18 protein-coding genes and 1 pseudogene are annotated in these 16,483 nt (G+C 61.9%); 16 read left to right on the forward strand and 3 right to left on the reverse strand.

Annotation, left to right across the window (positions count from 1 at the left end; translation table 11 throughout):
* The first annotated feature begins 16 nt into the window (after window positions 1-16).
* From ABZO33_RS12255 to ABZO33_RS12295, 9 genes and pseudogenes are all read left to right on the forward strand, one after another.
* On the forward strand, window positions 17-256 hold the full coding sequence (locus tag ABZO33_RS12255; protein WP_414536229.1) for a hypothetical protein: 240 nt from the start codon (window positions 17-19) through the stop codon (window positions 254-256).
* A 193-nt stretch (window positions 257-449) separates the two neighbouring features.
* Window positions 450-773 (forward strand): hypothetical protein, encoded by a 324-nt coding sequence (locus ABZO33_RS12260; protein ID WP_414536230.1) that lies wholly within the window; start codon window positions 450-452, stop codon window positions 771-773.
* Window positions 774-1,420: 647 nt separating this feature from the next.
* Window positions 1,421-1,879 carry a pentapeptide repeat-containing protein gene (locus ABZO33_RS12265; protein WP_414536231.1) on the forward strand — a complete coding sequence of 153 codons (459 nt, stop codon included), beginning with the start codon at window positions 1,421-1,423 and terminating at the stop codon, window positions 1,877-1,879.
* A 345-nt stretch (window positions 1,880-2,224) separates the two neighbouring features.
* The gene (locus tag ABZO33_RS12270) at window positions 2,225-2,452 is read left to right on the forward strand and encodes a hypothetical protein (protein WP_414536232.1); all 228 of its coding nucleotides are present in this window, start codon (window positions 2,225-2,227) and stop codon (window positions 2,450-2,452) included.
* Between the two features lie 4 nt (window positions 2,453-2,456).
* On the forward strand, window positions 2,457-2,891 hold the full coding sequence (locus tag ABZO33_RS12275) for a hypothetical protein (RefSeq protein WP_414536233.1): 435 nt from the start codon (window positions 2,457-2,459) through the stop codon (window positions 2,889-2,891).
* A 151-nt stretch (window positions 2,892-3,042) separates the two neighbouring features.
* Window positions 3,043-3,655 (forward strand): annotated as a pseudogene (locus ABZO33_RS12280) (IS5 family transposase).
* 81 nt (window positions 3,656-3,736) lie between these two features.
* Window positions 3,737-4,135, forward strand: a complete 399-nt coding sequence (locus ABZO33_RS12285) for an SMI1/KNR4 family protein (protein ID WP_414536234.1) — start codon at window positions 3,737-3,739, stop codon at window positions 4,133-4,135.
* Between the two features lie 106 nt (window positions 4,136-4,241).
* Window positions 4,242-4,646, forward strand: a complete 405-nt coding sequence (locus ABZO33_RS12290; protein WP_414536235.1) for a transcriptional regulator — start codon at window positions 4,242-4,244, stop codon at window positions 4,644-4,646.
* A gap of 91 nt (window positions 4,647-4,737) precedes the next feature.
* Window positions 4,738-5,664, forward strand: coding sequence for a DMT family transporter (locus tag ABZO33_RS12295; RefSeq protein WP_414536236.1), 927 nt, complete (start codon window positions 4,738-4,740; stop codon window positions 5,662-5,664).
* 21 nt (window positions 5,665-5,685) lie between these two features.
* Here the strand turns inward: ABZO33_RS12295 and ABZO33_RS12300 are convergent, their stop codons facing one another.
* On the reverse strand, window positions 5,686-6,846 hold the full coding sequence (locus ABZO33_RS12300; protein ID WP_414536237.1) for an MFS transporter: 1,161 nt from the start codon (window positions 6,844-6,846) through the stop codon (window positions 5,686-5,688).
* Between the two features lie 106 nt (window positions 6,847-6,952).
* On the opposite strand from ABZO33_RS12300, the gene ptrR reads away from it, so the two are divergent.
* Window positions 6,953-7,846, forward strand: coding sequence for a putrescine utilization regulator PtrR (ptrR, locus tag ABZO33_RS12305; RefSeq protein WP_414536238.1), 894 nt, complete (start codon window positions 6,953-6,955; stop codon window positions 7,844-7,846).
* Window positions 7,847-7,970: 124 nt separating this feature from the next.
* Window positions 7,971-8,099, forward strand: a complete 129-nt coding sequence (locus tag ABZO33_RS12310; protein WP_256206021.1) for a PA1414 family protein — start codon at window positions 7,971-7,973, stop codon at window positions 8,097-8,099.
* A 92-nt stretch (window positions 8,100-8,191) separates the two neighbouring features.
* Here the strand turns inward: ABZO33_RS12310 and mnmC are convergent, their stop codons facing one another.
* Window positions 8,192-10,162: a bifunctional tRNA (5-methylaminomethyl-2-thiouridine)(34)-methyltransferase MnmD/FAD-dependent 5-carboxymethylaminomethyl-2-thiouridine(34) oxidoreductase MnmC gene (gene mnmC, locus ABZO33_RS12315; RefSeq protein WP_414536239.1), complete on the reverse strand. Its 1,971-nt coding sequence runs from the start codon at window positions 10,160-10,162 to the stop codon at window positions 8,192-8,194.
* Window positions 10,163-10,285: 123 nt separating this feature from the next.
* Here mnmC and pap point away from each other — a divergent pair, with 123 nt between their 5' ends.
* Both pap and ABZO33_RS12325 read left to right on the forward strand, forming a co-directional pair.
* Complete coding sequence (gene pap, locus ABZO33_RS12320; protein WP_414536240.1) at window positions 10,286-11,779, forward strand: polyphosphate:AMP phosphotransferase; 1,494 nt, start codon at window positions 10,286-10,288, stop codon at window positions 11,777-11,779.
* 180 nt (window positions 11,780-11,959) lie between these two features.
* Window positions 11,960-12,892 carry a DMT family transporter gene (locus tag ABZO33_RS12325; protein ID WP_414536241.1) on the forward strand — a complete coding sequence of 311 codons (933 nt, stop codon included), beginning with the start codon at window positions 11,960-11,962 and terminating at the stop codon, window positions 12,890-12,892.
* A gap of 86 nt (window positions 12,893-12,978) precedes the next feature.
* On the opposite strand, the gene ABZO33_RS12330 is transcribed toward ABZO33_RS12325, so the two are convergent.
* The gene (locus tag ABZO33_RS12330) at window positions 12,979-14,373 is read right to left on the reverse strand and encodes a class II fumarate hydratase (RefSeq protein WP_414536242.1); all 1,395 of its coding nucleotides are present in this window, start codon (window positions 14,371-14,373) and stop codon (window positions 12,979-12,981) included.
* A 153-nt stretch (window positions 14,374-14,526) separates the two neighbouring features.
* Here ABZO33_RS12330 and ABZO33_RS12335 point away from each other — a divergent pair, with 153 nt between their 5' ends.
* The 3 genes from ABZO33_RS12335 (at window position 14,527) to ABZO33_RS12345 (ending at window position 16,480) form a co-directional block, all read left to right on the forward strand.
* A complete protein-coding gene (locus tag ABZO33_RS12335; protein ID WP_414536243.1) occupies window positions 14,527-15,045 on the forward strand; it encodes a DUF2059 domain-containing protein in 519 nt (172 codons plus the stop codon).
* Window positions 15,046-15,055: 10 nt separating this feature from the next.
* Window positions 15,056-15,355 (forward strand): BolA family protein, encoded by a 300-nt coding sequence (locus tag ABZO33_RS12340; RefSeq protein WP_414536244.1) that lies wholly within the window; start codon window positions 15,056-15,058, stop codon window positions 15,353-15,355.
* A 192-nt stretch (window positions 15,356-15,547) separates the two neighbouring features.
* Window positions 15,548-16,480 carry a rhodanese-related sulfurtransferase gene (locus tag ABZO33_RS12345; RefSeq protein WP_414536245.1) on the forward strand — a complete coding sequence of 311 codons (933 nt, stop codon included), beginning with the start codon at window positions 15,548-15,550 and terminating at the stop codon, window positions 16,478-16,480.
* Window positions 16,481-16,483 lie beyond the last annotated feature (3 nt).

Raw genomic sequence — 16,483 nt, forward strand, 5'->3', positions numbered from 1 at the left:
GATAACGAAGGTGGTTATGATCGATACAATAATCGGTGAAAAAATTCAAGTTTGTTTGGATCCGGAGCAGGGGCCTTTCGTACGTATTGCAGGGCTTGAAGATTGCAAGAGATTGGAGTATTTATTGGATGCTGAGTATTTTGTCCCTTATCTGAAGATGAAGTCGCCGGATTTTTCGGCGACTGGAGGGGGAGTATACTACTTTGGTACTGTCGCTGACCCGCTAAAGCTCCAGGTGCTTCTGGATGGTATGTGACTGCTCAATATATATAGCTGAGTTGGGTGCGGAAAGGAGACGGTTTTATTTGTTTTGCTCTACTCTTTGCTGTTGCATGGCCAAGACGACGGCTATGGGCTGCTCCGTTAGTTAAAGCAATATCCTTGCTCGGTTTCAGGAGCGTCGAGGTGGTATCACACTGCTCGGTTGAATTTCGTGATTAGAGAGCAATATGGAAAAGAGTGAGTTGATTCGTGCTTTGATTCAAGTGGGCAGGGCAGATGATCTTCTCGCTTTCGTCGAGGGGGAGTCGGTATACCTGACCGATGCTTCACAAGGGGTGCCCGAATCACCTGCGCTGAGACGAATCTGGGTGCTTGTTGTGACGCATCTCAGATTTGTCGCCAAGTATGGAGCAGTGACGGAGCATCAGGTCGCCGGTGGCCAAGTATTGTCACCCTACCCCGCAGAGTTCCAGCTATGGTTGGCATCAGGCGCGCCGGGTATAGCACTTGAGGATTTGCGGGCCTATGTCAGAGAGCATCCACTGGGCTGATGGAACTGTAGCAGTCGAAAAAGCGGGGGCAATATTGTTTTGCTGCATTGCTGATTCACTAAGGTTTCAGGCGCTTCTGGACGGCATGGCGTGTACCGATAGATAAAAATTCGGAAAATCAGAATGCCAAAATTCTTGTGTAGGTGTGGGTGCGTCATGAAATTGTCGCATGGCTGGTCAGATTATGAAATGACACTAATGCCTGAGTCAGTTATAGAGCAGGTTGCAGAGCGCCTGGATGTAGAGTCAATGTCTTCGAAGCAGTTTTACGAGGCGATTGAAATAACTGCTATGACAGTTTATCGTTGCCCCCAATGCCGGCGATTGCATTTGGAGGAAGGTACAAATAGTTTCACGACTTATGCTGTGGAGCAGATAACTGATTAGGGTCTGTACGAATGTGTCTGCGCGAAGGCCAGACAAAGAGAAAAGGGGGAGGAAGTGCAGTGTGCTGGAGTATGAGCATTCCGAGCCTCGTTTCAACGCATTATGGGCGAGTCCAGATAGATTTCGTGCAGCGCCTAAGTTGTATGGGTAGGGCTCAGGTAAGCGGGTTGGGCGGAAAGTGAAAGATCTATCTAACCTGCTCTGATTTCGGATTTTTACAGGGACGATGAAGATGTGCTTTGAAACGGGGGACTTGCAGGGTGTTTGACCAAGACAAATTGCCTGGCGCCAACCTCGATGGCCTTTCATTGCACCGGGCGGAGTTCGACCGCCTGGATGCAAGGGCGACGACGTTCATTGGTAGCGATCTCAGAAACGCATCGTTCATCGAGGCGGATCTGAGCGCAGCCGACATGCGAGGAGCAACGTTGGCCAATGCCCTGTTCAATGGCGCCCGGCTGCGCAATGCAGATCTTTCTCGGGCGCTGGCTGCCTTCGCCGACTTCAGTGGGGCCGACCTGCGCGGTGCAAACCTGACAGAGACTGATATCGGAGGGGCGGTATTCAATGGGAGCAATCTGTGCGGTGCTGATCTACGCGTGTGCAGGATAGAGAAGGCTGCATTCCTGTTGGCCATGTTCGACGACAGTACCCGATGGCCGGCAGGATTCGATCCCGTCGCCCAGGGCGCAGTCCGGCGAAGAGATGAGGGGAAATGAGGTAGATGTGAAGGGCGCCCGCTCAAACGTTCCAAAGCACATGCCAAGTATGTCGAGCCAGTGTGCGCAAGAACCGGAACATGCAGGATACATTCGTCCCTCTTTCATCATCATGCACATTGGCGTGAAGAGAAAAAAAGAGAAAAGGGGACAGATTTATTTTTCTACTCTAGTTTCTGTCTATGCATGGCCAAAACGACGTTGAAGGCCGTTGCTTAAGGTGTCGGTAAGGAAATCCTGGTGGCGTCAAAATTAGAGTATGGAAAATAGATCAGTCCCCTTTATGTTGCTTTATGTTGCTATGCATCGGCGCCTATCAGCAGCATGGACGGACCCGCCATCAAGATGGACCCGTCTGACCATCGGCTCACTGCCAGCTACGGCAGTTCTTCGGAAGCCAAAGCCTATCGGGCGAAGCAAGAGGAACTATTGCAGGAGGGGCGATTGAAGGACGCTATCCAGATGGATGTGGATGACATCCGCTCTCGCTTTGGCAGTGAATATGATGCGGCGATCGAACAGATGTTAAAGTACGCGAACACACTGGATCCCAGCGACTTCATCAAAAGGTGATGGCATGCATTTCACGTATAGTTCGAAAGATGGGCTTGATGTATTTGCTGGGGTGCGCGGGCGCGATGAAGTCCGGGCCAAGTTAAAGCTCCCCTACAAGGTGTTTGCCAAGACTGCTTTCTCCGAGAATTCGACGGATGTCTTTGGTGACGCTCTGATGAAGGCATGGTATGACCAGCACGATAGCTTGAGCGGGGTGCAACTTTACTATCCTGAAGCAACTCTGGACTTTCAGGGGCAGACACTTCTCGGGGTTTCGGTCGATTTGCTGGAGCGATTTTTCCAACGGATACATGTAAATTATGAATTCGAGGACGATGGCTCCGGTATGAAATTGCTGACGGATGGTCTCGAGATCGGGCTCTATGCTCCAGATTTGGAAAGTGGCAAGAGTGCGATAGTAGAAGCTGTCTATGTACCTATCCCGTTACGGGTATGAGAATGGCCAAGTTGCCACTTTTACATGTTATGAAAGTTCAAGAAATATACTCCGGGTGTAGGTTCTGTATGAAAACCTTTGAAACCTCACCGGAGCCTCTGGAAGCCTGATTTTCCGTAGAGTTCTCGCTTTTTAGGCGAAGGATTCTGCCATGTCCAAGCGATACGAACTTTCCGATGCAGAATGGGAAATAGTCGCGGACCTCTTCACCGCACATCGACGTACAGGACGCCCAAGAGTCGATGATCGCCTGATGCTCAACGGCGTGTTGTGGGTGCTGTGCTCAGGCGCAACCTGGCGGGACATGCCGGAACGGTTCGGGCCTTGGTCGACGGTCTATCAACGATTTCGAGACTGGCGAAACCAAGGAACCTTCAACAAGATGCTCAAGCGGTTACACCTCAAACTCAATGCACAGGGCCAGATTGATTTGACCACCTGGTGCATCGACTCAACCGCCGTGAGGGCCACCCGTGCCTCTGCCGGAGCAGGCAAAAAAGGGGGGCTGAAGAACCAACGGACCACGCACTTGTACGAAGCCGGGGCGGGTTGACGACGAAAATTCACATGAGCCGGGCTTACCGCGTCTGTTTGACAAGCGCAAGTATCGGCAGAGGAACGCTATCGAACGGCTATTTGGTTGGTTAAAGGAGCACCGCCGCCTGGGTACGCGCTATTGCAAGCTAGCGGAAAGCTTTGCTGCGATGGTCACGCTGGCTTGCTGGCGGCGGTGTTTACGACATTACTTTTCGTACAGTGCCTAAGCCTGGGGTAAAAAGCATGTTCGCCACCCCGGCGTCGTCGTGATCGAGTTTCGGCTGATTCGTGACATGGAAGGAGCAGTCGTGGACAGGTATGAAGATCTGCAGCCGGACAAGGCATCCGGCTTGCTTGCAAAACTGGAGACAGCCAATGCACAGGTGCTCGCGGCACTGACTGCCGATCATTCGCAAGTGCCGGCCGATTATGTTGCCTTCATGAAGGAGCTTGGCTGGGGTGAAGTGGGTGAGGCTGCCTACATGTTGTATGAGGGCCTGCTGACCCCAAACCAGGTCTACGATGAAGATGATGAACTCCCCCTGGACGGCATCCTCCTGTTCGGGGATGACATGCAGGGGTACTGCTCGGGGTTCGATACGAACAATGGCTGGCTGGTTGTCGATATCGACCCGGTAAGCCGTGAGGCGAATCAAGTGGCGGACAGTTTTTCCGAGTACATACGTGAAATGCTGAACGACTTGTAGCCTTCGAAGAGCAATGGGGCAGCCCTTCGGTTTCTGATTGAACACCTGGCAACCTCTGTCAGTCCCACGCTGTGTACCTACTTGTTCACAGCAGGAGGCTTACCCCATGAGCACATACGACTGGGACCTGATCGAACGCTTGCTGCACGAAGTGCAGAACGGCGCCGGTCACAGTTTCACGCCACGCCCCTATGCCGAGCAGCATGCCGCCGCGCTGGCCGCTGATGGCGAGGCACCGGGCGATCTGAACCAGATCAAGGCCCAGGCCTGCGAGTACGAAAAGATCCTCTTGAAACGGGGGTTCATCGAGAGCCGGCCTGAAGCGGAAGGCGGCAACGGCGAGAATTTCGTCCTCAGCCCGCGCGGTTCGCGCCTGCTCAGCCTGATCGACAGCAGCATTCCGGGCTTCGAACACCCACGCCAGGTGCTCGATGAACAGGCCGATGCCCTGGACGAAGCCACCTTTGAGCACGTCTCGGCCAAGGCGCAGATCGCAGGCGGGTCAATTTAGGCTGGCATCGGCAAGGCCGGTCACCCGATAATCGGGATCCATTCTCACTGCCGAGCCTTGCCATGACGCTCAACTCGAAACGGGGCCGCCTATGACTGCGGTCCGCAAGCACCCCGACGCCTTCGCTTTCCAGGTCATGCTGGGGTTGTGCCTGGTCTGGGGCTGCCAGCAAGTGTTGATCAAGTCCGCCGCCGTGGACATTGCGCCGGTCATGCAGGCGGCGTTTCGCAATGGCATCGCTGCCGTACTGGTGGGCCTGCTGGTGTGCTTCCGGGGTGGCTGGAGCCAGGTCGGCAGCACCTGGCGCGCGGGGCTGCTGGCTGGTGCGTTGTTCGGGCTGGAGTTCCTGTTCATCGCCGAAGGGCTGAAGCTGACCTCGGCGGCACACATGTCAGTGTTCCTCTACACCGCGCCGATCTTCACCGCCCTGGGGCTGCATTTCATGATGCCCAGCGAGCGGCTGCGGCTGTTGCAGTGGTTGGGGATCCTGCTGGCGTTCGGGGGGATTGCCCTGGCTTTCGCCGGTGGGGTTTCCCTCGAACACCTCGATGGGCGCATGTTGCTGGGCGATGCCTTGGCGATCCTCGCGGGTCTGGCCTGGGGCGCGACCACGGTGGTGGTGCGCGGCTCGCGGTTGTCCGAGGCGCCGGCGACCTTGACCCTGTTCTACCAGCTGGCAGTGGGGTTTGTCGGGTTGGTGCTGATCGCCTTGTTGAGCGGGCAGATCGCAGACTTCTCGCTGACCCCGCTGGCGGTGGGCAGCGTGCTGTTCCAGGGGATCGTGGTGTCGTTCGTGAGCTACCTGACCTGGTTCTGGTTGCTGCGCAAGTACCTGGCGTCGAACCTGGCGGTGTTTTCCTTTATCACGCCGCTGTTCGGGGTGACCTTTGGCGTGTTGCTGCTGGACGAGCCGCTGAGCCTGAACTTCGTGATCGGCGCGGTGATGGTGCTGCTTGGGGTGATCATGGTCAGCGCCGAGGCGTGGGTGCGGCAGCAGTTGCGCAGGGTGGTTGGGTAAGCGTAAGACAGGCCGGTACGCTCAACCCACCTGTTCAACGCTGGCGCAAGGTTGCGACCGTGAGGAGCCTACAGTCAGCACGCCGGCCAGACCCAGCCCTGTCGCCGCCAGTACCAATGCTGGCTGTAATCCCCCACTGAAATGGCTGCTCAACGCCGCCAGCAGCGGCCCACTCAATTGCCCAAGGGCGAAACAAGCGGTCAACATCCCGGCATTGCGCTGCGTGGCATGGGGCGCCAGCTCCCGCGAGCGCTGCATCACCAGTTGCATGCAGGCCAGGAACGGCCCGCCACATAGCAGTACGCCCAATGCCAGGCCGACGCCGCCGCCCAGCAGGCAGGCCAGTACACCCAGCCCTTGCAACCACAGGGTGATGCTCAGCCAGTTCGAGGTGCGGCCTGGGCGGCGCAGGCTGACGATCATCACACCCAGCGCCGAGGCCAGGCCGAACGCCGGCCAGAACAGGTCGGCCAGCCATTGCCCATGGAACTGCTGGCTGGCCATCTGCGACAGGAAGGTGGCCGGCAGGATGTAGCCGATCCCGTAGAGCGCGTAGACCAGGCCCAGGCGGCCGATGCCATTGTTGTGGCCGCGGTCGGTGCCAGGGGGCAAGGTGACGGGTTCGAGCGCTTGCGGCAGCCAGGGCAGCACCGCGAGCAGCATGACCAGTGCGGCGACCCCATAAACCAGCCACAGCGCCGCCGAATCCAGCCCCAACATGTGCGCAGCCAAGGCCAGGAAGCCTGTCACCGCAATCCCGACACCGGGTCCGGCGAACACCAGTGCGCCGAGGCGCTGGCGGCCATGGGCACTGGCCAGTTGCTGGCTGAGGCTGGCGATCATCACCAGCACCCAGGCGCTGGCCACGCCGGTGCCAAAGCGCAGCAGCAAATGGCTCCAGAACCCGTCGGCCGCCCACGACGCCAAAGTCAGCACTACGCACAGCCACAGCCCGCCATTCAGGCGCAGGCGCACCTGGCGTGGCTGGCGGGCGAACATGGCGTCCACCGCACCAAGGAAGTAGCCCAGGTAGTTGGCGGCGGCGACCAGGCCGCCGGCGGTCAGGTCGAACTGGCCCTCGGCGATCAGCCGGGGCAGTTGCGGGGTCAGGGCGAAGCGGCCGATGCCCATGGCCATCATCAGCGCCACGGCGCTGGCCAGCAGTTGCACGAAGGGCGACATGGAAAGTCTCCTGCACGAAGGGATGCGATGGATGGCAGGGTAGGGCGCATTGACTTTCAATAAAATTGAATAATGATGATCAAGTTGTTCTGTTTTGGAGAGTCGTATGGAGTTCAGCCAACTGCGCATCTTCCAGGCCGTGGCCGAGGAAGGTTCGGTGACCCGTGCCGCCGAGCGCCTGCACCGGGTGCCGTCGAACCTGTCGACGCGCCTGCGTCAGCTCGAGGAGCAACTGGGCGTGGAACTGTTCCTGCGCGAGCGCCAGCGCTTGCAGCTGTCGCCGGCCGGCAAGGTGCTGCTCGACTACGCCAACCGCCTGTCCAACCTGCGCGACGAGGCGCTTGCGGCGGTGCAGGGCGGCCAGCCAGCGGGGGATTTCGTGCTGGGCACCATGTACAGCACGGCGGCCATCCACTTGCCGGCGCTGCTGGCGCGTTACCACCAGGCTTATCCCGCAGTGAACCTGCAGGTCCAGGCGGCGCCTAGTGCCGAACTGCTCGAGGGCGTGCTCAGCCATCGGCTGGACGCGGCGTTGGTCGACGGCCCGCTCAACCTGGCCGGGCTGGATGGGGTGCCACTGTGCGAGGAAACGCTGGTGCTGATCACCAGCCCCGAACACCCGGAGGTGCACAGCGCCAGTGACGTTGCCGGCAAGGCGGTGTTCACCTTCCGCCAGGGCTGCTCGTACCGCATGCGCCTGGAGGCCTGGTATGCCCATGCTCACACGCCCATGGGCAGGGTGATGGAGATCGAGTCCTACCAGAGCATGCTGGCCTGCGTGATCGCCGGGGCCGGGGTGGCACTCATGGCGCAATCCATGCTCGACAGCCTGCCGGGGCGTGACCAGGTGCGCGCCCACTGCTTGCAGGCACCGTTCGATCATGCCATGACCTGGTTGATGTGGCGCCAAGGCAAACGGGGGGCCAATCTGCAGGCCTGGATCGATTTGCAACAAAGCGAAACGATTGACCGACCGTCGGAAGCTGCCATCTGCGCTTGATCCGGGTCAGAATCGCCCATATCTGTAAGAACAGAGGCATGCGCAATACAAGACATCGGACTATGATCTGTATGACGCATCGCAAGATTGATTGACCGTGAGGCTGACCCGTCAAGGGGGCAATATGAACGAACGCATGTACAACTGGCTCCATGACCTCGCCGTCGCCCTGGGCCTGCTCCCGCCACCGTTGCAGCCGGTGCCGATCCCGACCGACGAAGAACAGCGCAAGCGCCAGCCGCGTCGGCGCTGACCACAAGGCAAAAGGCCGCCGCATCCAATCGATGCGGCGGCCTTTTGCGTTCAAGGGGCGCGCTTTCGGGAGCGCTTCGCCCAATCCCGGTGCTACTTGCCGCGGATAAGCCGACGCAGCGCGAAGCGGTTGGGATGGCACGCCTCGGCCACTGCCCTGGGCACCGGCAGCGGCTCGCCACTGACCCAGGCTGCAATCAGTTCGCCGGACAGCGGCGCGGTGATCAGGCCCCGTGAGCCGTGCCCACTGTTCACATACAGCCCCTCCAGCCACGGGCAGGCCACATCTGGTACCTGCCGCGCATCCTTGCCCAGCATGGCGTAGGCCTCGTTGAACGCCTCGACATCGGCCATCGGCCCGACGATGGGCAGGTAGTCCGGGCTGGTGCAGCGAAACGCCGCCCGGCCCTGCAACTGCGCCGGGTCCAGCTCGGCGGTGCGCAGGCGGGCGGCGAGGTCCGTGGAGATGTCATCGAGCAGCGCCAGGTTATCCTGATGCTCGGCCACCGTCGGTGTCAGTTCTTCGCTGTTGAAGTCGAAGCTGGCGCCAAGGGTGTGCTCGTCCCCTCGCGGGGGCGCCACATAGCCGTCGGCACAGACCACGGTGCGCAGCTCACGGCTGCTTTCGGTCACGGGCAGGCGGGTGATCTGCCCACGAATGCGCTTGAGCGGCAGCCCGGCGCACGCCGGGAAGCGGCGGATATCGGCGGCGCCGGCCAACACCACCAGCGGTGCGCTGGCCAGCAGGCGCTCACCCTCCCAGGCCTGCCACAGGCCAGCGGTACGGCGCAGCTCCAGCACATCGGCGTGGGTCAGTAGGCGGATGCGCGGGTGATCCAGCTGTGCCTGGCAAAGCGCAGGCGGGTGCACCCAGCCACCTTCGGGGTAGTACAGGCCGCCGCTGGGCAACGCGACCCCGGCGATGGCTTCGGCCTGGGCGCGCTCCAGGCGCTGCAGCAAGCTGTTGTCAAAGGCCGCTGCCAGCTTGGCCTGGCGCGCCTTTTCCTGATCATCGAAAGCCAGTTGCAACACGCCGCAGGCATCCCAGTCCTGGCCACGCTGCAGGTGCTCGAGCCAGCGGCGGGTATAGCCGAAGCCGGCAAGGATCATCTGCGAAAGGGCGGTGCCGTGGGCGGAAAGTTTCAGGTACAGCACGCCTTGTGGATTGCCCGAGGCCTCCCGGGCCGGGCCGTCGTGGCGCTCCAGCATGCAGACCTGCCAGCCCCGTGTGGCCAGGCTTCGGGCCGTGGCGCTGCCGGCCAGGCCGGCGCCGATCACCAGCGCTTCGCGTGGCCCCGATGCGGGTGCCGGGTGTGCGTACCAGGGCGCTGCGCGAGCGACGGGCGCACCGCTGTAGACCCCGTGCATCACTTCCCACTTCTTGCCGATGCCCGGCACTTTCTTCATGGTGAAGCCGGCCTCGATCAGCGAGCGACGCACCCAGCCGGTGGTGGTGAAGGTACCCAGAGTGGTGCCGGGATGCGACAGCCGCGCCAGTTGGGCGAACAGTCCCGGCGTCCACATGTCGGGGTTCTTCGCCGGGGCGAAGCCATCGAGGAACCAGGCGTCGATGCGGGCGTCGAGCTGAGGCAACTGTTCCAGGGCGTCGCCGATCATCAGGGTCAGGGTGACGCGGCCACCGTCGAGGCTGAATTGCTGGAAGCCCGGGTGGATCGCCACGTACTGCTCCAGCAATGGCTGGGTGAAGGCGGCCAGGTCCGGCCACAATTGCATGGCGCGGGCCAGGTCGTCGCGAGCCAGTGGGTACTTCTCGACGCTGACGAAATGCAGGCGCGCGTCGGCGGGCGCAAGCTCCGCGAACAGTTGCCAGGCACAGAAGAAATTCATGCCGGTGCCAAAGCCCGTTTCACCGATCACCAGGCAGGCATGCGGCTGCAGCTCGGCGAAGCGCTGGCGCAGGTGATTCTGCTCGATGAACACATGCAGGGTCTCGTCGATGCCTTCGTTGATGGCGAAGTAGACATCGTCGTATTGCCGGGAGTGGGGGCGGCCCTGGTCATCCCAGTCGATCTGGGCCTGTGTGGGGAGGAGGGTGTCGGACATGGTCGTATTAAGCCGCAAGTTGCAAGCTTCGAGCTGCAAGTAAAAAGTGAATAGTCGCACGACCTGCTTTTTCTTGCAGCTTGAAGCTTGTAGCTTGTAGCTGGTCCATTGAAGGAGCCCTCCATGTTCGAATCCGCCGAAATCGGTCACAGCATCGACAAGGACACCTACGAAGCCGAAGTGCCCGCCCTGCGCGAGGCCTTGCTCGAAGCCCAGTACGAACTCAAGCAGCAGGCGCGTTTTCCGGTGATCGTGCTGATCAACGGCATCGAGGGCGCCGGCAAGGGCGAGACGGTCAAGCTGCTCAACGAGTGGATGGACCCGCGGCTGATCGAGGTACGCACCTTCGACCAGCAGACCGACGAAGAGCTGGCCCGCCCGCCGGCCTGGCGCTACTGGCGGGCGCTGCCACCGAAGGGGCGCATGGGCGTGTTCTTCGGCAACTGGTACAGCCAGATGCTCGAAGGCCGGGTGCACGGCCAGTTCAAGGACGCCGTGCTCGACCAGGCCATCGCCGGAGCAGAGCGCCTGGAGCAGATGCTCTGCGACGAGGGCGCGCTGATCATCAAGTTCTGGTTCCACCTGTCCAAGAAGCAGATGAAGGCGCGGCTCAAGGCGCTCAAGGAAGACCCGCTGCACAACTGGCGCATCAGCCCGCTGGACTGGCAGCAGTCGCAAACCTACGACCGCTTCGTGCGCTTCGGCGAGCGGGTGCTGCGCCGTACCAGCCGCGACTATGCGCCCTGGCATGTGGTCGAGGGCGTCGACCCGCATTACCGCAGCCTGGCGGTCGGGCGCATCCTGCTCGAAAGCCTGCTGGCCGCGCTGGCCAACAATCCCAAGGGCAAGCACCAGGGCAATGTCGCGCCCCTGGGGCGCAGCATCGACCAGAAGAGCCTGCTCGGCGCCCTGGACATGACCCTGCGCCTGGACAAGCACGACTATCAGGAACAGCTGGTCACCGAACAGGCACGCCTGGCCGGCCTGCTGCGCGACAAGCGCATGCGCCGTCACGCTTTGGTGGCGGTGTTCGAAGGCAATGATGCGGCCGGCAAGGGCGGGGCCATCCGTCGCGTGGCGGCGGCCCTGGACCCGCGCCAGTACCGCATCGTGCCGATTGCCGCGCCCACCGAGGAAGAGCGTGCCCAGCCGTACCTGTGGCGCTTCTGGCGCCACATCCCGGCGCGGGGCAAGTTCACCATCTTCGACCGCTCCTGGTATGGCCGTGTGCTGGTGGAGCGGGTCGAGGGCTTCTGCAGCCCGGCGGACTGGATGCGCGCCTACGGCGAGATCAACGACTTCGAGGAGCAACTGAGCAACGCCGGGGTGGTGGTGGTCAAGTTCTGGCTGGCCATCGACCAGCAGACCCAGCTGGAGCGTTTCGAGGAGCGTGAGCAGATCCCGTTCAAGCGCTACAAGATCACCGAGGAAGACTGGCGCAACCGCGACAAGTGGGACGTCTATTCCGAGGCGGTGGGCGACATGGTCGACCGCACCAGCACCGAGATCGCGCCGTGGACCCTGGTGGAGGCCAACGACAAGCGTTGGGCGCGGGTCAAGGTGCTGCGTACGATCAACCAGGCGTTGGAGGCGGCGTTCGCCAAGGACAAGAAGTAGGCGGATCGTGTATGGGTGTTGGCTTGGCCCTGTCGCAGGGCAAGCCAGCTCCCACGAAAGCCCGCCCACGCATCGAGCATGCATTCAGGGAATGACCTGATGAAATCTTTTCCCGCCACATCCTTCCCGGCAAGCCTTTAGACTGCAGCTTCCCCCGCCAAGGCCTGATTCGAGGACACCATGCACATTTCTTCCGGACGCTGGGTCCAGGGCCTGCTGCTGGCGCTGCTGACCGCGTTTCTCTGGGGCATCCTGCCGATCAAGCTCAAGCAGGTGCTGCAGGTGATGGACCCGGTGACCGTCACCTGGTACCGCCTGAGCGTATCCGGCGGCCTGCTGTTCGCCTGGCTGGCGGCCAATCGGCGACTGCCGTCGTTCAGCGGCCTCGGTGTCAAGGGCAAGGGCCTGGTGGCCGTCGCGGTGGCCGGCCTGGTGGGCAACTATGTGTTGTACCTGGTCGGGCTGAAGCTGCTCAGCCCCGGCACCGCGCAACTGGTGGTACAGCTGGGGCCGGTGCTGTTGCTGGTGGCCAGCGTCTTTGTCTTCAAAGAGCGTTTCAGCTTGGGACAGGGGCTGGGGTTGTTGGTGCTGCTGGCGGGGTTCGCGTTGTTCTTCAATCAGCGTCTGGAAGAGCTGCTCACGTCACTCGGCACCTACACCACCGGTGTGCTGACCATCATCCTGGCGACCAGCATCTGGGTGTTCTATGCCCTGAGCCAGAAGCAATTGCTGACGGTGTGGAACTCGCAGCAGGTGATGATGGTGATCTACGTCTGCTGCGCGCTGCTGCTGACGCCTTGGGTACATCCGCTGGAGGCGTTGCAGCTCAGCCCATTGCAGGGCTGGCTGTTGCTGGCCTGCTGCCTGAACACGCTGGTGGCCTATGGCGCGTTCGCCGAGGCATTGGCGCATTGGGAGGCCTCGCGGGTGAGCGCGACCCTGGCGCTGACACCGCTGGTGACGTTCGTTGCGGTAGCGCTGGCGGCCTGGCTTTGGCCGGACTACGTGCATGCCGAGCAGATCAATGGCCTCGGGTATGTCGGGGCAGTGACCGTTGTACTGGGCTCGGCGCTGGTGGCTGGCTGGAAAGCGCGTCGGGTGCAGGTTGATTGAGGGTCCCATCGCGGGGCAAGCCCGCTCCCACGCCAGCCACTGAACGCTGCGTGGGAGCGGGCTTGCCCCGCGATGAGGCCGCCGGATCAGCCCTTGCCGCCGGGCGCCAGCATGTTCTCTGGCCTTACCCACTGGTCGAACTGCTCGTTGGTCAGGTACTTCAATTCCAGCGCCGCCTCGCGCAGGGTCTTGCCCTCGGCGTAGGCTTTCTTGGCGATTTCCGCTGCCTTGTCGTAGCCAATGTGCGGGTTCAGCGCGGTTACCAGCATCAGCCCACGCTCCAGGTGCGCCGCCATCTGCTCGGCGTCCGGCTCGATGCCGGCCACGCAGTGCTGCTGGAAGTTGCGGCAGCCATCGGCCAGCAGTTCGATCGACTGCAGCAGGTTGTGGATGATTACCGGCTTGAACACGTTCAGTTGCAGATGGCCTTGGCTGGCGGCAAAGCCGATCGCCGTATCGTTGCCCAGCACCTGGCAGGCCAGCATCGACAAGGCCTCGCACTGGGTCGGGTTAACCTTGCCGGGCATGATCGAGCTGCCTGGCTCGTTGGCCGGCAGGCGTACCTCGGCAAGCCCCGCGCGTGGCCCGGAACCCAGCAGGCGCAGGTCGTTGGCGATCTTCATCAGGGCCACGGCCAGTGTCTTCAGCGCGCCGGCCAGGCTGGTCAGCGGCTCATGGCCAGCCAGGGCGGCGAACTTGTTCGGCGCAGTGACGAACGGCAGGCCGGACAAGGCCGCCAGCTCCGCGGCGATGGCTTCGGCGAAACCGTGCGGGGCATTGAGCCCGGTGCCCACGGCGGTACCGCCCTGGGCCAGCTCGCAAACCGCCGGCAAGGTCGCGCGGATGGCGCGCTGGGCGTAGTCCAGCTGGGCGATGAAGGCCGAGACCTCCTGGCCGAAGGTGATCGGCGTGGCGTCCATCATGTGCGTGCGCCCGGTCTTGACCAGGTGTACGTGGCGCGCCGACAGCTCGGCCAGCCCCGCTGACAGTTCGGCGATCGCCGGCAGCAGCTTGCCGTGCACAGCCTGGGCGGCGGCGATGTGCATGGCGGTGGGGAAGCAGTCATTGGAGCTCTGCGAGCGGTTGACGTGATCGTTGGGGTGCACCGGCAGCTTGCCGCCACGGCCCTTGCCGGCCAGCTCGTTGGCGCGCCCGGCGATCACCTCGTTGACGTTCATGTTGCTCTGGGTGCCGCTGCCGGTCTGCCACACCACCAGCGGAAACTGCTCGTCGTGCTCGCCGTCGAGCACTTCGTCGGCGGCCTGTTCGATCAGGCGGGCGATGTCGGCGGGCAGGTCGCCGTTGCGGTCGTTGACCCGGGCAGCGGCTTTCTTGACCAGCGCCAGGGCGTGCAGCACCGCGAGCGGCATGCGCTCCTTGCCGATGGCGAAGTTGATCAGCGAACGCTGGGTCTGCGCACCCCAGTAGGCGTCCTCCGGAACTTCGACCGGGCCCAGGCTGTCTGTCTCGATACGGCTCATGCTGCGCTCACTCCTTTGTGGTTCGAAATCGCAGTTTAGGCCCTGATTCGACAGAGCGGTTCCGTCGCTCGTCGTGCCACTTGAGCACTTCGCCATCACAGCGCAGAATGCTCTACTCTGAGGTACTCGCCTCCCTTTCTTGAAGGAAATGCAATGACCCGTCTCCGTGTCCTCTGTGCCGCCGTTGCCCTGGTTTGCGCCAGCGGCCAGGTACTCGCCGCCACTCCAGCGCACAACGCTGCCGCCGAGAAATTCCTGACCCTGGCCAATGCCGACAAGCTGGGCACCCCGGTGTACATGCAGGTCCAGCAGATGTTCGCCCAGCGCTTCGAGCAGACCAAGGCGCCGGCCTCCAAGAAAACCGTGCTCGACAGCTACCAGGCCAAGGCCAACGCGGCCCTGGACAACGCCATTGGCTGGAAGAAGCTCAAGCCGCAGATGGTCAACCTGTACACCGCGACCTTCACCGAGGCCGAGCTGAACGACCTGGTCAAGTTCTACGAATCGCCGCTGGGCAAGAAAGTGCTGCGTGAAATGCCCAAGGTCACCCAGCAGTCCGCCCAGCTGACCCAACAGAGCCTTGAGCCGGCAGTACCGGTGGTGAACAAGCTGCTCGACGACATGACCAAGGAACTCGACCCAAGCGCCGGCAAGGCCCCGGCGAAGAAGTGAGCCTGAAGCGATGAGCATGCAGCAACGTATCGAACAGCAGCTGGCGCCGCTGGGCACGCAACACCTCGAAGTGCACAACGAAAGCCACATGCACAGCCGTGGCCAGGAAACGCACTACAAGGCGGTGCTGGTCAGCGAGCAGTTCGCCGGGCTGAACAGCGTCAAGCGCCACCAGAAGGTCTACGCCACCATGGGTGATCTGATGGGCCAGATCCACGCCCTGGCGATTCACACCTACACACCCGAGGAATGGGCTGTGGTCGGTGTGGCGCCGGCCTCGCCGGTATGCGCCGGCGGCGGCAAGCACTGAATCCTTTCCGGGATTCTGGTAGACTGCACGCCTCACAGACATCCTGTCGACGCCATCGCGGGGCAAGCCCGCTCCCACGCCAGCCACTGAACGCTGCGTGGGAGCGGGCTTGTCCCGCGATGGCGTCGCCATGATTGCATTTGTCATTCCGGTCCGCCCCTTACGAGGGCAACCACCTGGAGATTCAACGCAATGACCCAACCGATCGTCGTGGCGGCGATGTACAAGTTCGTCACCCTCGAAGACTACGTCGAATTGCGCGAGCCGCTGCTCAAGGCCATGCTCGACAACGGCGTAAAAGGCACCCTGCTGCTGGCCAACGAAGGCATCAACGGCACCGTCTCGGCCACCCGCGAAGGCATCGACGCGCTGCTGGCCTGGCTGCGCAACGACCCACGCCTGGTGGACGTCGACCATAAAGAGTCGTACTGCGACGAGCAGCCGTTCTACCGCACCAAGGTCAAGCTCAAGAAAGAGATCGTCACCCTCGGCGTGCCGGGCGTGGACCCGAACAAGGCGGTCGGCACCTACGTCGATCCGCAAGACTGGAACGCGCTGATCAGCGACCCGGAAGTGCTGCTGATCGACACCCGCAACGACTACGAAGTGGCCATCGGCACCTTCAAGGGCGCCATCGACCCGAAGACCGAGACCTTCCGCGAGTTTCCCGACTACATCAAGACCCACTTCGACCCGAGCAAGCACAAGAAGGTCGCCATGTTCTGCACCGGTGGCATCCGCTGCGAGAAGGCCTCCAGCTATATGCTCAGTGAGGGCTACGAAGCGGTCTATCATCTTAAGGGCGGCATCCTGAAATACTTCGAGGAAGTACCCCAGGAAGAAAGCCTCTGGGACGGCGACTGCTTCGTCTTCGACAACCGGGTCACGGTGCGCCACGACCTGACCGAGGGCGAGTACGACCAGTGCCATGCCTGCCGCCACCCGATCGACGTGAAGGACCGGGAGTCGGAGCACTATTCGCCAGGCGTGAGCTGCCCGCACTGCTGGGACAGCCTGAGCGAGAAGACCCGGCGCAGCGCCATCGACCGCCAGAAGCAGATCGAGCTGGCCAAGGCGCGCAACCAGCCGCACCCGATCGGTTTCAACTACAAAGCCGAGGCCTGATGC

Origin of the sequence: Pseudomonas sp. CAM1A (genome assembly GCF_047501685.1) — a bacterium.
In the GTDB taxonomy this organism is placed as follows: Bacteria; Pseudomonadota; Gammaproteobacteria; order Pseudomonadales; family Pseudomonadaceae; genus Aquipseudomonas.

What these genes read in the sequence shown, in the direction of transcription:
- ABZO33_RS12340 (WP_414536244.1), top strand. Translation starts at nt 15,056, where the DNA reads ATGAGCATGCAGCAACGTATCGAACAGCAGCTGGCGCCGCTGGGCACG.
- mnmC (WP_414536239.1), bottom strand. Translation starts at nt 10,162, where the DNA reads ATGTCCGACACCCTCCTCCCCACACAGGCCCAGATCGACTGGGATGAC.
- ABZO33_RS12330 (WP_414536242.1), bottom strand. Translation starts at nt 14,373, where the DNA reads ATGAGCCGTATCGAGACAGACAGCCTGGGCCCGGTCGAAGTTCCGGAG.
- ABZO33_RS12345 (WP_414536245.1), top strand. Translation starts at nt 15,548, where the DNA reads ATGACCCAACCGATCGTCGTGGCGGCGATGTACAAGTTCGTCACCCTC.
- pap (WP_414536240.1), top strand. Translation starts at nt 10,286, where the DNA reads ATGTTCGAATCCGCCGAAATCGGTCACAGCATCGACAAGGACACCTAC.
- ABZO33_RS12335 (WP_414536243.1), top strand. Translation starts at nt 14,527, where the DNA reads ATGACCCGTCTCCGTGTCCTCTGTGCCGCCGTTGCCCTGGTTTGCGCC.
- ABZO33_RS12255 (WP_414536229.1), top strand. Translation starts at nt 17, where the DNA reads ATGATCGATACAATAATCGGTGAAAAAATTCAAGTTTGTTTGGATCCG.
- ABZO33_RS12295 (WP_414536236.1), top strand. Translation starts at nt 4,738, where the DNA reads ATGACTGCGGTCCGCAAGCACCCCGACGCCTTCGCTTTCCAGGTCATG.
- ABZO33_RS12270 (WP_414536232.1), top strand. Translation starts at nt 2,225, where the DNA reads ATGGACCCGTCTGACCATCGGCTCACTGCCAGCTACGGCAGTTCTTCG.
- ABZO33_RS12275 (WP_414536233.1), top strand. Translation starts at nt 2,457, where the DNA reads ATGCATTTCACGTATAGTTCGAAAGATGGGCTTGATGTATTTGCTGGG.
- ABZO33_RS12300 (WP_414536237.1), bottom strand. Translation starts at nt 6,846, where the DNA reads ATGTCGCCCTTCGTGCAACTGCTGGCCAGCGCCGTGGCGCTGATGATG.
- ABZO33_RS12260 (WP_414536230.1), top strand. Translation starts at nt 450, where the DNA reads ATGGAAAAGAGTGAGTTGATTCGTGCTTTGATTCAAGTGGGCAGGGCA.
- ABZO33_RS12290 (WP_414536235.1), top strand. Translation starts at nt 4,242, where the DNA reads ATGAGCACATACGACTGGGACCTGATCGAACGCTTGCTGCACGAAGTG.
- ABZO33_RS12325 (WP_414536241.1), top strand. Translation starts at nt 11,960, where the DNA reads ATGCACATTTCTTCCGGACGCTGGGTCCAGGGCCTGCTGCTGGCGCTG.
- ABZO33_RS12310 (WP_256206021.1), top strand. Translation starts at nt 7,971, where the DNA reads ATGAACGAACGCATGTACAACTGGCTCCATGACCTCGCCGTCGCCCTG.
- ptrR (WP_414536238.1), top strand. Translation starts at nt 6,953, where the DNA reads ATGGAGTTCAGCCAACTGCGCATCTTCCAGGCCGTGGCCGAGGAAGGT.